Source organism: Chloroflexota bacterium (assembly GCA_014360905.1).
Taxonomy (GTDB): Bacteria; Chloroflexota; Anaerolineae; order UBA2200; family UBA2200; genus JACIWX01.
In genome coordinates this window covers 23,630-36,684 of the sequence record JACIWW010000004.1, presented here as the reverse complement: position 1 = coordinate 36,684, position 13,055 = coordinate 23,630, and the positions used below count along the sequence as shown (strand labels likewise).

Below are 13,055 nucleotides of genomic sequence, written 5' to 3'. Positions count from 1 at the left end.
AGGTTGAAGGAGGAAGAGAATGGCGAAGCAGTTAGTATTTGGTGAAGAAGCCCGGCGGCGTCTCAAGTCCGGCATGGATATGTTGGCCAATGCGGTCGTGACGACCCTGGGCCCCAAGGGTCGCAACGTGGCATTGGACAAGAAATTCGGCGCGCCTACGATTACCCACGATGGCGTGACCGTAGCGAAAGAAATCGAGCTTAAGGATCCGTATGAGAACATGGGGGCTCAGTTGCTCAAGGAAGCAGCTACCAAGACCAACGACGTGGCGGGCGATGGCACCACCACAGCTACTCTCTTGGCACACATGATTGTGACCGAGGGTCTGAAAAATGTGACGGCTGGTGCTAACCCCATGCTGATCAAGCGTGGCATCGAGAAGGCTACTGAAGCCGTCGTCGAGGCCCTCAAAGGGATGGCCCGGGAAGTGAAGGATAAGAGCGACATCGCTCACGTGGCTGCCATTTCGGCCGCAGATAAGGAGATCGGCGAGCTCATTGCCGAGGTGATGGACAAAGTCGGCAAGGATGGCGTCATCACCGTCGAGGAATCAAAGGGACTGGCCTTCGAGACCGAGTATGTCGAGGGGATGCAACTGGACCGTGGGTACATTTCGCCCTACTTTGTCACGAACCCCGAGCGCATGGAAGCTGAGCTCGAAGATCCCTACATTCTGATCACGGATAAAAAGATCTCCGCCGTGACCGACATCGTGCCCATTCTGGAGAAACTAGTACAAATTGGCAAGCGCGAACTGTTGGTCATCGCGGAGGATGTCGAAGGCGAGGCGCTGGCCACCCTGGTGCTGAACAAGCTACGTGGCATGCTGAACTGCATCGCGATCAAAGCCCCTGGCTTTGGCGATCGGCGCAAGGAGATGTTGCGCGACATCGCTATCCTGACCGGTGGCCAGGTGATCACGGAGGAGATGGGACGCAAGCTGGAGACGGCTACCATCAATGATCTGGGTCGGGCGCGCAAGGTCGTTGCTACCAAGGACGAGACCACTATTATTGAGGGCAAGGGCTCCGAGAAGGATATCAAGGGACGCATCGAGCAGATCAAGGCCCAGATCGAGATCACAACCTCCGATTACGATCGCGAGAAATTGCAGGAGCGCCTGGCTAAGTTGGCTGGCGGTGTGGCGGTCATCCGCGTTGGAGCAGGCACTGAGGTAGAACTCAAGGAGAAGAAGCACCGCGTGGAGGATGCCCTCTCGGCCACCAGGGCTGCTGTGGAGGAGGGCACAGTGCCGGGCGGTGGCGTGGCTCTGATCAATGCGATGCCCGCTCTGGACAACGTCAAGATGGAGTTGCCTGACGAAAATACGGGCGTGTCCATCGTACGCATGGCGCTGGAGGCCCCGATGCGCATGATTGCGGAGAATGCGGGCAAGGATGGTGCCGTAATCGTCGAAGAAGTGCGACGCCAGCAAAAGACCAAGAAGAACTCCAACATCGGTTACGATGTGATTGCGGATGAGTTTGGCGACATGTACGAGAAGGGCATCATCGACCCGCTCAAGGTGACGCGCTCCGCAGTACAGAACGCAGCCTCCATTGCGGCGATGATCCTCACCACCGAGGCGCTGGTTACCGACATCCCGGAGAAGAAGGAACCCGCCGCGCCACCCATGCCTGAGTACTAAAAGTAGACTAGACTCCCAAGAGCCCCTCTGCACGAGGGGCTCTTGTTTTTTGGCGCACTTTCGATTTGGCGCACAAATAACCAGGGTATCCAAGTTTCACTGCTGTTTCTTTGGTCAAAGTTGACATTTTGTTGCTTGGCGTTATAATAAAATTGGGCTTGGCTATTTATCACTATGAATTTGACAAAGCCAACCATACGTAGAGGAGGAGGGATATACGGATTCCGTATAATCAGTAGTTAGCGCGGACGCGCAGCGTCCGCGCTAACGACGCGGCGGACTTCGTCCGCTTGCTAGCCTTCGGCTCGCTGACGCTCGCCTCCGGCTAACAAGCGGATGGAGCCGACACTCGCATCGGCGCTGACGCGCCTCCGCTACGCGCGGCTCATCCGCCGCGCCGTTAGGCGGCCTTCCTGCAATAAGGCACAAGGGAAAACATAAAGGCGAATATGGTAGTCCATCACGTCAGCACGGTTGGGAACAGCAAAGGAAAACCCTAAATGTCAATAACAACAAATATGGCGGATGCAAAGTCGTCGCGTGGACTGATTGAAAGCCAGGATCAGGTAATGACAGAAAAGAAGCCATGGCAACTGCTATATCGACAGCGAACGTCCTTGCTATCGATCTTACTGCTTGTAACTGGGTTTGCTCTTGGAGGGTGTGTCACCTCGTGGATGATGAGAGGCATGGTGCTTGAGATGATGAACATATATCAGGATCAGGCCCAAGTGCTGGCTGTTTACAACTTACTTGACCATCTCATTCCCTACTACTTGTATTTTGGGGTGGCTCTGGTGGTATGCGTGGCCGTTATGCTCTTTGTATGGTTAGGTACCAGAACACCCAAGCACAATATGTGATGCCAGTTGGCGTTGGGCACAGGCCACCTAACAAGTGCGTGCAGCCGACACCGCTCCGCGGTCTGGTATCGGGGCGCAATTGGGTTATGTGACGTGCTTCGAATTGAGGCGCCCTTCGGAGAAGTCGCGGTGCGGCTGACGCTAGTCGTTGGGCAGAACAAAACAGGAGAAAATGTAATGACAGTCAAAGTTGATGACAGCAAAAATTTGTGGTTGTACTTTATGATTACCTGCGCTTTTTCTTGGATCTTCTGGATACCCAATGCCTTGATTGTAAATGGTTTTGCCTTGCCTGCCAGGATGGTAAATTTCATCACTGGGCCTCTTAACCCGGCCGCCTTTGGCCCATTATTTGCCGCCTTGTTGCTAACTTTTCTCCAGCACGGCGGAAAAGGCGTTCTCCAACTCTTAAAACGGGGAATTGACTTTTGTTTCAAGAAAATCTGGCTGATAGCAATCTTGCTTCTTCCGGTTGTGATTTTCGGCGGTTCAATTTTTGCTTCGATATTGGCAGGCGTAAGGCCGTTGGATCTAGCAATAATTTCCAATCCGCCTTATGCTTTGATTGCCTTTTTCGTCATCTTGTTCACCGGTGGCCCTCTCCAGGAAGAGTTTGGCTGGCGGGGGTACGCATTACCGCGCTTGCAATCTCGCTTCAACTCTCTAATTTCTAGTGTCATACTGGGCTTTTTCTGGTGGCTATGGCATCTGCCAGCGGTTTTCATTCCTGGTAGGTTTATGACGGACAATCTTATTGTCTTTTTGGCACTATTGGTAGTCATTACCCTGACATCTATCATATTCACGTGGATTTACAATAATACCAACGGCAGCGTTTTGGCCGCTCTTTTGACACATACGGCTATGAATTGGTCCATCTGGTTAGTAATGCCTGATATGAAAATGGACTTGTCTACCATCGGATTTATGGCTGGTTTTTTGGCGGTTACGGTACTGATCATTATCAAGATATGGGGATTGGATCCTATGAGACGTGAGCCAATCGCATAAAGATTGGTTCTGCCCAACACGCGCTTGCACCTGACGCCGCTCCGCTGCGCTTCGCGGCGCAGTGAAACGTGAGGCTTTATGCGTATAATTACGTAGCACATAGTAATGGGTAAGCAGACAAAAAGACTCCAGAATTTTTGTCGAAAATGTGGTTACACGTGGTATCCTAGAGGTAGTTATCTTTCTGCCAAGTGTCCATTGTGTGGTAGTACAGAGACTGCCGTTAACTGGTTAAGCGGATGCTGTATTTTACTACTTCCGGTTGCTTTGTCCCTCTTGCTTTTTGCATTGCTGGTCGAGAGTATTGTGGTCCTCCTTGAGATACTAACTTCAAAAATTCGATGGCTATTCTACCCTATCTCCACAAGCAGAAAGCAATAACTTTTCTTGTTTCACACTTTCTTTGGGTAGGGATTTTAGGTGTATCTTGGGACGTAATAAGGTGAATGGCGACGATTCTTTCGCTTTGCTCAGGGATAAGGTTAAGGGATAGGAAGCCAGCGCAGAGCGTGCGAAATAGCGGGTGTGAGTACGCCAAGATCTGCCGAGCCATGAAAGGGCACGGAATGCTTGGAAAGATCCATTAGGCACCTGAGCCTGGCTAACTCCTAGTCCGGTATATGGGGGGTGTCCCCTACCGGCTGTAGAGCAAACCAAACTCAGAGAAGGTTTTGTCCCCTCAATCTTAGGTCTGTTGGGCGCTGAATGTGCATAAATATAAGGGTAAGTGTTCAGATTAGGGCTGGGTTCGGTGAGTTGGAGGACAGCTCGTTTTCTACTATTCGGGCCTAGCTATCGTGGCACTACTGTATCTTGCGACACGAGGGTGCTCGCTTAAGATTCTTTACCTCAAATCTGAACAGTTACATATAAGGTGATATTTTGTTACTTGGCATTACAATAAATTGCGCTCAAAGCAGTCTCTACTGTCGTCAATTCAAGAGTCAACTATTTAGCAGGGTATACGGAATCCTTGTAGCTGACCATAGAAAGAGGCCAAAGCGGAGTCCGCATAATCAATAATTGACCGCCGCTTAAGAGGTCTTTAGAGGAAGGGCTTGTGGTGATGAAAGAACAAATTATAGCATTTACCCAGACAAAACCAATCCAGTCTTTCCACCGAGTATGGGTAAAAAGGATTAGCTTGTTTGGCTCTTATGCCAGAGGACAACCCGATAAGGATAGCGATGTGCACATTTTTGTAAAATTTGAGCAACCTGATAGGCTTTAGGTTTATTGAAATTGCCTTGAACGACAGGTTGGCCGCGTGGTAGATGTACTAATGCCGGTAGGTACCAAGGAATCAGGATAGCCCGCATAGCCAGAGATGTCGCCGGGAGCATTTTATATGTGTGAGCGAAAGGATAGCGACTTCTTGAGCAACATTCAAGCGGTCATTTCCGCAAAGTGAGAGCATCGCCAAATGGAACCGATTTTAATTTTAGTTAGCATCTTTCTCATTACCATTGTCTTCGTATTTACACATCTTCGTCCACTAAATGAAGGTGAAATCAACCAATTGGCAACAAAAAGAAGGAATAAACAGATTCGTGGATACTTTTCATTCGCCGCAGGAGAGTTCGATGTTAACAGAGAGTTTAAGAAGCGGATGAATCCAAATGGAACATTTTATAGGATAAATGAAGGCCTTTTCGAATTTCCATCAATCGCAGCAGCGCTCTTGAAATACAAAAAGCACGAATGGATTAGCATTGCTTTTGAAAATCAGAAAAAATAAACTTGATTTGGCTAAACAAAGGATTTGACCGATCAGGGGTTTCCCCATATCTGTCAGTAGAAAAGATTGCCAACATTGCTAAGCGAGAAAATTACACATCAATACTTATCTTTCATAATCACCCAAATACCAATCCAAATTACTATGATTGTAGAAAGCCAAGCAGTAAAGATTTGGAGTCAGCCAACAATTTTGCTCATGTTCTTAATACACATGGGATTAATTTGGTTGAGTTTGTTTGTGAAAGAGGGATTCATTATAAATATTTTTTCTCTCCTGCTGATAGTTTTCTTCCACTATCAGAGTTTGTTTTGGCTATAGAAGAAATTAATGGTTCATCAAAATTTAGGAACCTGTTATTGCACCTCGAAAGGATATTTTAAGAGCGGTGAGGAGTATTTTGGATATCTGTCCACCTAACAAGGCACTCCACCGGACCGCTATGCCACTACGCTCCGTAGCGGCCAGGTGGGCTCGGTTGTTGGCCAACTAGAGCCGTGACCACTAGGAAGTGGTCCATTTGGCATCTATATCTGAGTTGGTCCCCATTTTGGTCTTTCCTATGCTTTGCGCCACATCCTGCATACCCATTTCGATGTACGGGAAAACCAGCCAGATGCAGGCTATTCCGAAAAGAGCACCGCTGACAACGCGAGTGAGCGGGGTGCTATCCCATAGCGCCAGCAGTTGTCCCAGTCCGTCAATGGCTATCGGGATGCAGAACAGGATGAAGGCTCTGATGAGCAATGGACGCAGCCGGCGACGGAGTGGAATGAACGCCAGTCCGGTTGCCAGCATGGCCAGGTACGTGGCAATATCCCGCTGACAGACGGCCACCTTATACCCTATGGTTGGATTGCCAATGTAGCGTAGAGGTACATCTGTGCCTATCAGGCGCTCCAATTCGTGTAGTGTATAGGTGGCTTGGGGTCCGAACAGGAAGAATGAGCGCTCGGGCAGTTGGTGGCAGAACGGCGCGTAGAGGGTATAGATAAGGCGTGCTACTGCGGGATGTCCGCTGGCCATCAGAACAGGGGCCAGGATGGGCAGAGCCGCTTGTATGGCCAATGCTGTATTGATGACCAACAGCCAGTGCCTGGCCAGCACAGCCACGATGCGGATGAGGAATGCGGCTATCCTCGATGCCCAGTCCGTAACTTGAGTCACTGTCTTCTATCCGCTAAAATCCCTTCAGCAATCAAGCGTCTGGCTTCAGCCATCATGCAGTGGTCCATCACGACCAGCAAGCCTGCCTTTTGCGCTTGCGCTGCTGCCTCCTCGTTGCGCACGCCCTTTTGCATCCATACCACCTTGGCTCCGATTTGGATCGCTTGTTCGACAATGGGTGGGACTGCTTCAGAACGCCGGAAGATATCCACGACATCGATTGGTTCGGGGATGGACAAAAGATCAGGGTAAGCGCGTTCCCCCAGCACTTCAGACTCATTGGGGTTCACGGGTATGATGCGATAGCCGTGCTGTTGCAGATAGCGAGCAACCTCATAACTGGGGCGCTCTGGATCGCTGGATAATCCAACTACTGCGATCGTGCGGCTATCCTGCAGTATCTTCAGAATCGTTTCTTGTTCATTCTCTGGGGTCATCATGTTTGTTCAGCCTCATAGCGTTTAGTTGGGCAGGGAAGATGTCAGGCCATATTATTGTGCAATTCTCCACCCTGGTCAAACTGGAATTTGCACAAATATAAAGAAGTGCTGTACAATAGGAATTGCCGCGTTGAGCGGAACAAGGAGGCTTTCGTGGAAGGACAGGGGAAAATAGGCGGCTTGATTCTGATGGCTTTGGCCTTGGTCATTTTCGTGGTGGCTGGGCTTTTTCTGGCCTCTGGGCTGGCAGAAGGTCGGTTGAGGGCTTCTGGCTTTCTGCTGGGACTCGCACTGGTGCTCATACTGACGTTGCCGTTGCTAAGCGGCGGAATGCTTGTATTAGCAAGGAGTCGTAGCGAAGCACAGCAATTTGCTAAAGCAGCACAGGCGAAAAAGATTCTGAACATTGTGCGCACCAAAGGACAGGTGAACATCCCAGAATTGGCGGTGGAAATGAATCTCACCCGCGATCAGATCAAAGAACATATCTACGATTTGGTAGGCAAGGGTCTTTTTACTGGCTACATCAATTGGAACGAAGGTGTCCTGTACGCACGCGAAGCAGCCGAGATGCGGACTACGAAATGCCCCAATTGCGGGGGAATCCGCGAAGTGGTTGGCAAAGGTATTGTCAAATGCCCTTATTGTGGCTCAGAACTATTCCTATAGAAACCCATCCGCTGAGCAGCGCAGTAGGCCAGGCTCTTTGGTCTGGGGGTGTTATAGGCGCTACTTGTGTGCATGCGGTGAATCCATAAAAACATAAGGAGGCTAGACGAATGAGTGGTGATTTGGTGGAGCGTATTCAGAGCGCCTACAACAAGATCGAAGAGATGGCGAAGGAAATCCCTGGGTACAAGGGGTACAAAGACAAAGAGGTACGACGCGAGGCAGACAAATTAGTGCGGCTACAAGTAGCGCGCGGTTTTGAGGAGCAGAGGCGGCGGCTATACCGTATAGAAGCCCAGCTTGCCAATACAGGCCGATTGGGAGTGCTGATGGTTCTGGATCGGGCGCTGATGAGACTGCAATTCCTGATTGACCGCTTGAAGACTGCTAGCTATGGCTATGCTGGCCTTTTTGCTGCAGTCAAGGTGAGAGAAGCGGAGCTGGACGCACTCTACAATTACGATGCCGCTATGGTGGATAGCGTGGAGAAAGTCAAAACATTGATCGATGCCGTGGCTTCTGCTGAAAAAGATGACGACGTGGTGCAGACCGGGAATGCCTTGCTCGAGGCATTGGAGGAGGTCAATGATACCTTTAGCAAGCGCCAGGATGTTATCTTGGCGGTCCCTAAAGCGTAGGGAGCCGTGTGATTGCGTTTGTGCTTGGTACGAGAGGTTTTCGGCAAGGTTTTTGGGATAGTTGAAAAATAGTTCTATTTCTGAAAGGAGAAAAATGGCGCGAATTTTTGATGTGATTGAGTATCTGGACCCCTCAGGTCGCGAAATTGTGCATCGCATTCCTGAGCATGGCTCTGGTGACTTTCGGCTGGGCTCGCAATTGATCGTGCGCGAAAGCCAGGCGGCGGTCTTTTTCCGGGATGGCAAGGCGTTGGACACCTTTGGTCCTGGGCGGCATACTATTAGCACAGCCAATATCCCTTTGCTAGTGAATTTGCTGAGCATTCCCTTCAGCGGGCAGACGCCCTTCAAGGCCGAAGTGTATTTTGTGAACATGACCGAGTTCTTGGATCAGAAATGGGGCACGCCAGAGCCAATCCCGCTTAGGGACAAGGAACTGGGACTGGTTCGCCTCAGAGCATTTGGTACCTACTCGATGCAGGTCGCTGATCCACAATTATTTGTGAACAAGATCGTTGGTGCGCAAGGCTTGTATGACACAACACAGATTACTAATTTCTTGCGCAGTATCATCGTCTCCAAATTGATCGATCTGCTAGGCGAGACGCAGACATCCCTGTTTGATCTACCAAGATTGTACGAAGAGATTGGTGCCGGCGTTAGAGCAAAGGCACAGGATGACTTTGCAAACACGGGTATCGCACTCAAAACTCTGTATGTGAGTTCGATTAGCCCAACAGAAGAAACAGCCAAGGCTATTGATGAGCGAGCTGCGATGGGCGCTATCGGCAACATGCAAGCATACATACAGTTCAAGGCAGCACAGGCTATGGGCGATGCGGCGAAAGCAGGGGGCGAAGCTGGGACTTTGGCTGGTGCTGGCGTCGGTCTGGGGGCCGGAGTAGGTATTGGCGCAGCAATGGCGGGTGCGATCACTGAGGCTATGAAAGGAGCGCGGGAACAGCCCACAACGACAGCAGCAGCGATTGCTTGCCCTCAGTGTGGTACAGCCAATCCAGCAGGAGCCAAGTTCTGCAATAATTGTGGAGCAAAGCTGGCTGCCACAGCAGCCTGCCCAAACTGTGGGCATGAGAATCCGCCCGGTGCCAAATTCTGTAACAATTGCGGGACGAAACTCGGATAATCAGTCTGGGGAGAAGCACTGTGGAAGTTTTGTTGCTGAAGGATGTCAAGAGGCTAGGGAAAGCTGGCGAGATCAAGAAGGTGGCAGATGGCTACGGTCGCAACTACTTGATACCTCGTGGCTTGGCAGTGTTGGCCACCCCCGGTGCGATTCGGCGCACTGAGGTGCAAAAAGCCATCGCAAAGCAACGAGAGGAACGCATTCGCACGGATAGCGCAGCCTTAGCGGAGCGCTTGTCCGAACTGACGCTGACTTTCAAGGTAAAAGCGAGCGAAAAAGGTCGTTTGTATGGCTCTGTTACGGCAGCGGATATTGCTGAGGCGATCGAGAAGCAAATCGGTCAGTCCATTGACAAGCGCAAGATTCTGTTGGAGGAGCCGCTTAGGCTGTTAGGCAAGCACAAAGTTCCCATCAAGTTGCTGTCTTCGCTGGTGCCAGAAGTCACAGTGATGGTCGAGCCATTATCAGGCACGGAGTCAGTAGCCAAATAGAAGTCAAGGTTGGTTGGGGTACTGCTGATAAAGCACGGTGTATAGGTGAAATAGGAGACGGGCCATGGATGAGGAAGAAAAAGCGGTCCAGGCGTTGATCATCAGATATGTGGTGGCTCATACGCAATGTAGCGGTTGTGGGCGACGCTACAAGCCCGGTGACGTGCAGATCCACGAACGCCGTGGCGATATTTGGCTGGCTTCCGTAACTTGTAGCACTTGTGGATTGCAAGGGTTGATTATGGCAGCTATCCGCAGCAAAGACGCACAAGAACTGCACGATCTATTGCAAGCAGAACCCGATGAGTGGGCAGAGCTTCCAGAGAGTGCACCAATCAGTGCCGATGAGGTGCTGGACTTTCACCGCTTTCTCCAAGATTTTGATGGAGATATGAAAGAATTATTCCGAAAACGCAACTGGGAAGCTTGAGCATACATAAATGGAGAATGGACAAAGGGCTGCCTTACTAAGGCGGCCCTTTCGTTTATTGCTTTTGCAATTGCTCCTTGTCTTCCTCTGGCAATTTGGGCGATGTGAGCATGGAACGGGTCAAAGCGCCGATGAGTGCAGAGAGGCCAATCAGGATTAAAATGCCCGGCCAGAGGATGTCAAAATAGAAGAGGAAAAATAATCCAATCAGCCATAGGCCACTCTGTATGCTGTACCATCCTCGGCCCGTGGACAATCCTGCGATGATGGATGATACGCCCACTACGGCCAGGATAGCAGGAAATAGGGGCTGTTTTAAGAGAAAGATGATACCCATGCCGATCAGTAATAACCCAGCACTCAAGGTTCCATAGAGCGACGCTTTAGATTTCATGCTAGCACTTCTTTCTAAGTTTTGCTCACTATGATGTCATAGGCTGATTTGAGCTGCGAACGCATCATGAGGCTTCACGGCTGATAATTATTATGTTTAGCGAAATTTTAGAGCGGAATTGAGAAAAGCGAAAGCAAATAAAAAGGCCTATCTACGGGAGTGGATGGGAGTCGAACCCACCAGGGCCGCTTTTGCAGCACCCCTCAGACGGTTTTGAAGACCGCGGAGTCCACCGGGACTCAACCACCCCCACAAGCCTATTGCAGAAATGATACCACAAATATGGTAAAGATACAAAAAGTTAGAGAAGCACGAGTGTAATTCCTTTTTCGCAGAGCGGGGCTGCTCTCTTTTCTCATCCTGAACAACATGAAGAGCCTTGCCTAAGCCCACAGAGGAGTTCAGGTGGAACTCGAGGAGCAACCTTGATTATGTATAGTTTTCTCGCTGGTGCTCTGCTCAGGGCAGAACTTCAATATGAAATAGGAACGTTTTATCAAACTCAGAAATAAATCCTTTGCATGTTATGTTAAATACAATGTTAGGCCATAGCTAGAGCGTATACTGTGCCAGACGCTGACGCATCCAGTCGGTCATGGGTACCAAGATGTAGCCTTGAATGGTGTCTCCGTAGACCTGGTACCCAGTTGGGCCCCAATACCAGGCATAGTAGGCGATATAGGCACAGATGGCTGCATCTAGTAGATCCTCATAATGCTTGAGCGCAATGCCACGTAGCCCATTTAGGTCGCGATTCATGACCCCAGAAGGGCTGCGCATGGCAGGTTCCTGTTGTTCCAAACTAGCAATAGAGTCGCGCAAGCGGGCTAACGCACTGCGCCGTGAATCCAGACCGCGACTGGGACGAGCCTTATATGGGATGGTTCGTTCCAGATGAAAAAGAGAGAGCATAGCTGGATGGGGATACACCTCGAAGACGCTGCGAGCGGCTGCTTTTTGAGGTATGTAAGGGTTCTGTGCAAACCCCCACTGAGCTAATGCAACCACGATTTCCTCACCGCGCGTGCAACTGCCCGGTCGGTTGCGGTACGCGGGATAGCAACCAGCGCCATAGCGACCAAAAAGGCGCGTAATCTGGCGGTCTACAGGCCTGGCTCCTTTCTCGTTGGGTACAATCAGCGGTGCATCTATGGCGATCAACGCTGGGCCACTGTCTGCGATTTCGTGTAGAAAGGCCAGCACTTCGGCATTGTTGCCCAATTGTTCTCTGTAGGCAACCCACCAAGCGCAGTCATCCTCTGCTTCGAGGGCTACGGCTGCCGAGTTGTTCCGGGGCGACCAAGCCAGATCTAGACCGATGAAGCGCGTCGTCAACGGTTTGCCTCCGTTTTAGCCCACACCTCCTGTGAAAAGCCCAGGTGGTGCAGCAATTGATTCCAGGATGCTATGGGCAGCACTCCGCCAGTGGCTTGGTCGTGGCCGTAGCCAAAGTAGCCCTCGGCGACGTCTACTTCCACACCAGAGAGCAAGTCCAGCAGGTTTACATCGGTGGCGGTGCGCATGGAAAAGGCGACATAGCCTGGCTGGTAACCTTCGTTGCCCACCAACACGATGTATTTAGGCAAGCGTGTGCGCCAAATTTGAGCGATCAGAGGGTGTATCTGACAAGGACTGTTCACGCGCACTAATGCTACCTGACCGCTGAATTTTGGCGCCGCTTTTTTCGCCTCTTCCAGAGCGGCGGTGACCTCGCTGCGGTATTCAGCCAACTTTCTGGCTTCTGGACTGGCCCCTTCCACGATCTCGCGTGGATGTTGCGCAGCCAGGATAGCACGCAAAGCAGTTTCGGCATCACCACTTGCCGAACGGCGTCCTGCGTTAATTAGTGCTGTGGCTTCATGTAGCCATTTCGCTTTGTATACCGCTTTGGCTTGAGCGATAATGGGGAAAGGCGCTTTGTCTCCCAGATCGCTGAGCGTACCTATAGCTGCAGTCCACAGCATGTCTTCGCAGGACACGCATTCAGAACATAGCCAGTACACCAGCAATGCAGTATTGGGAATGGGCTGCCAAGTATAGCTGCTGATCAAAGTGCCTTCGGGTGGCACTCCGAGTGGTCGGTGGTGGTCAATAAAACAGGTAGGGACGCCGGGGAGGACAGATGCTTGCAAGCAGCCCAGGTCCAGCACAAAAAGAGCGCTCGGGCGTGTAGATGCAACGAGTTGTTTGGTTTGTGGGGTGTAAGCGTTTGCTCCTTTGCCTGTGACGAGTATGGTCAGGAGCGAGAAATCCAGACGTTGCAGAGCACGATATAGGATAGCGCCGGCAGCCACGCCATCCGCGTCGCTATGACAGAGAATGGTTATGGGGGTAGCAAGATCCAAATGTTGCAGGAATCCCTTAAAAGCCGCTAGTGCAGAGCTAAATCCGGGTGGTCGTTCTGTACTCATCATCTACCTTC

Annotated in this window: 16 protein-coding genes and 1 tRNA gene; 11 read left to right on the top strand and 6 right to left on the bottom strand. The window is 50.9% G+C overall.

Annotated elements, in window-relative coordinates; all coding sequences use genetic code 11:
- Window positions 1-19 precede the first annotated feature (19 nt).
- The 6 genes from groL (at window position 20) to H5T67_02705 (ending at window position 5,643) form a co-directional block, all read left to right on the top strand.
- On the top strand, window positions 20-1,648 hold the full coding sequence (groL, locus tag H5T67_02730; protein MBC7244235.1) for a chaperonin GroEL: 1,629 nt from the start codon (window positions 20-22) through the stop codon (window positions 1,646-1,648).
- Window positions 1,649-2,148: 500 nt separating this feature from the next.
- The gene (locus tag H5T67_02725; GenBank protein MBC7244234.1) at window positions 2,149-2,511 is read left to right on the top strand and encodes a hypothetical protein; all 363 of its coding nucleotides are present in this window, start codon (window positions 2,149-2,151) and stop codon (window positions 2,509-2,511) included.
- A gap of 177 nt (window positions 2,512-2,688) precedes the next feature.
- Complete coding sequence (locus H5T67_02720) at window positions 2,689-3,522, top strand: CPBP family intramembrane metalloprotease (protein MBC7244233.1); 834 nt, start codon at window positions 2,689-2,691, stop codon at window positions 3,520-3,522.
- A 1,066-nt stretch (window positions 3,523-4,588) separates the two neighbouring features.
- The gene (locus H5T67_02715; protein ID MBC7244232.1) at window positions 4,589-4,753 is read left to right on the top strand and encodes a nucleotidyltransferase domain-containing protein; all 165 of its coding nucleotides are present in this window, start codon (window positions 4,589-4,591) and stop codon (window positions 4,751-4,753) included.
- A gap of 192 nt (window positions 4,754-4,945) precedes the next feature.
- Entirely contained in the window at window positions 4,946-5,260 is a 315-nt protein-coding gene (locus H5T67_02710; GenBank protein MBC7244231.1) for a hypothetical protein, read from the top strand.
- Between the two features lie 2 nt (window positions 5,261-5,262).
- Window positions 5,263-5,643, top strand: coding sequence for a hypothetical protein (locus H5T67_02705; protein ID MBC7244230.1), 381 nt, complete (start codon window positions 5,263-5,265; stop codon window positions 5,641-5,643).
- A 121-nt stretch (window positions 5,644-5,764) separates the two neighbouring features.
- On the opposite strand, the gene H5T67_02700 is transcribed toward H5T67_02705, so the two are convergent.
- Together H5T67_02700 and H5T67_02695 are read right to left on the bottom strand one after the other, a co-directional pair.
- Window positions 5,765-6,427, bottom strand: a complete 663-nt coding sequence (locus H5T67_02700) for a DUF2085 domain-containing protein (protein MBC7244229.1) — start codon at window positions 6,425-6,427, stop codon at window positions 5,765-5,767.
- A complete protein-coding gene (locus H5T67_02695) occupies window positions 6,424-6,867 on the bottom strand; it encodes a CoA-binding protein (protein MBC7244228.1) in 444 nt (147 codons plus the stop codon). The genes H5T67_02700 and H5T67_02695 overlap by 4 nt, the downstream gene beginning before the upstream one ends.
- 153 nt (window positions 6,868-7,020) lie before the next feature.
- Between H5T67_02695 and H5T67_02690 the strand changes: the two genes are divergently transcribed.
- The 5 genes from H5T67_02690 (at window position 7,021) to H5T67_02670 (ending at window position 10,239) form a co-directional block, all read left to right on the top strand.
- The gene (locus H5T67_02690) at window positions 7,021-7,536 is read left to right on the top strand and encodes a hypothetical protein (GenBank protein MBC7244227.1); all 516 of its coding nucleotides are present in this window, start codon (window positions 7,021-7,023) and stop codon (window positions 7,534-7,536) included.
- Between the two features lie 110 nt (window positions 7,537-7,646).
- Window positions 7,647-8,174, top strand: coding sequence for a hypothetical protein (locus tag H5T67_02685; GenBank protein MBC7244226.1), 528 nt, complete (start codon window positions 7,647-7,649; stop codon window positions 8,172-8,174).
- Between the two features lie 94 nt (window positions 8,175-8,268).
- Entirely contained in the window at window positions 8,269-9,318 is a 1,050-nt protein-coding gene (locus tag H5T67_02680) for an SPFH domain-containing protein (GenBank protein ID MBC7244225.1), read from the top strand.
- Between the two features lie 20 nt (window positions 9,319-9,338).
- Window positions 9,339-9,809, top strand: a complete 471-nt coding sequence (locus tag H5T67_02675) for a 50S ribosomal protein L9 (GenBank protein MBC7244224.1) — start codon at window positions 9,339-9,341, stop codon at window positions 9,807-9,809.
- A gap of 64 nt (window positions 9,810-9,873) precedes the next feature.
- On the top strand, window positions 9,874-10,239 hold the full coding sequence (locus H5T67_02670; GenBank protein MBC7244223.1) for a hypothetical protein: 366 nt from the start codon (window positions 9,874-9,876) through the stop codon (window positions 10,237-10,239).
- A 55-nt stretch (window positions 10,240-10,294) separates the two neighbouring features.
- Here the strand turns inward: H5T67_02670 and H5T67_02665 are convergent, their stop codons facing one another.
- The 4 genes from H5T67_02665 to H5T67_02650 form a co-directional block, all read right to left on the bottom strand.
- Window positions 10,295-10,633 carry a hypothetical protein gene (locus H5T67_02665; GenBank protein MBC7244222.1) on the bottom strand — a complete coding sequence of 113 codons (339 nt, stop codon included), beginning with the start codon at window positions 10,631-10,633 and terminating at the stop codon, window positions 10,295-10,297.
- A 154-nt stretch (window positions 10,634-10,787) separates the two neighbouring features.
- Window positions 10,788-10,884: transfer RNA gene (locus H5T67_02660), tRNA-Sec, on the bottom strand.
- 301 nt (window positions 10,885-11,185) lie between these two features.
- Window positions 11,186-11,968 carry a DUF429 domain-containing protein gene (locus H5T67_02655; protein MBC7244221.1) on the bottom strand — a complete coding sequence of 261 codons (783 nt, stop codon included), beginning with the start codon at window positions 11,966-11,968 and terminating at the stop codon, window positions 11,186-11,188.
- The gene (locus H5T67_02650) at window positions 11,965-13,047 is read right to left on the bottom strand and encodes a phosphoesterase (protein ID MBC7244220.1); all 1,083 of its coding nucleotides are present in this window, start codon (window positions 13,045-13,047) and stop codon (window positions 11,965-11,967) included. The genes H5T67_02655 and H5T67_02650 overlap by 4 nt, the downstream gene beginning before the upstream one ends.
- Window positions 13,048-13,055 lie beyond the last annotated feature (8 nt).

Coding starts and splice junctions, on each gene's coding strand:
- groL (MBC7244235.1), top strand. CDS start 20: ATGGCGAAGCAGTTAGTATTTGGTGAAGAAGCCCGGCGGCGTCTCAAG.
- H5T67_02725 (MBC7244234.1), top strand. CDS start 2,149: ATGTCAATAACAACAAATATGGCGGATGCAAAGTCGTCGCGTGGACTG.
- H5T67_02720 (MBC7244233.1), top strand. CDS start 2,689: ATGACAGTCAAAGTTGATGACAGCAAAAATTTGTGGTTGTACTTTATG.
- H5T67_02715 (MBC7244232.1), top strand. CDS start 4,589: ATGAAAGAACAAATTATAGCATTTACCCAGACAAAACCAATCCAGTCT.
- H5T67_02710 (MBC7244231.1), top strand. CDS start 4,946: ATGGAACCGATTTTAATTTTAGTTAGCATCTTTCTCATTACCATTGTC.
- H5T67_02695 (MBC7244228.1), bottom strand. CDS start 6,867: ATGATGACCCCAGAGAATGAACAAGAAACGATTCTGAAGATACTGCAG.
- H5T67_02685 (MBC7244226.1), top strand. CDS start 7,647: ATGAGTGGTGATTTGGTGGAGCGTATTCAGAGCGCCTACAACAAGATC.
- H5T67_02680 (MBC7244225.1), top strand. CDS start 8,269: ATGGCGCGAATTTTTGATGTGATTGAGTATCTGGACCCCTCAGGTCGC.
- H5T67_02670 (MBC7244223.1), top strand. CDS start 9,874: ATGGATGAGGAAGAAAAAGCGGTCCAGGCGTTGATCATCAGATATGTG.
- H5T67_02665 (MBC7244222.1), bottom strand. CDS start 10,633: ATGAAATCTAAAGCGTCGCTCTATGGAACCTTGAGTGCTGGGTTATTA.
- H5T67_02650 (MBC7244220.1), bottom strand. CDS start 13,047: ATGATGAGTACAGAACGACCACCCGGATTTAGCTCTGCACTAGCGGCT.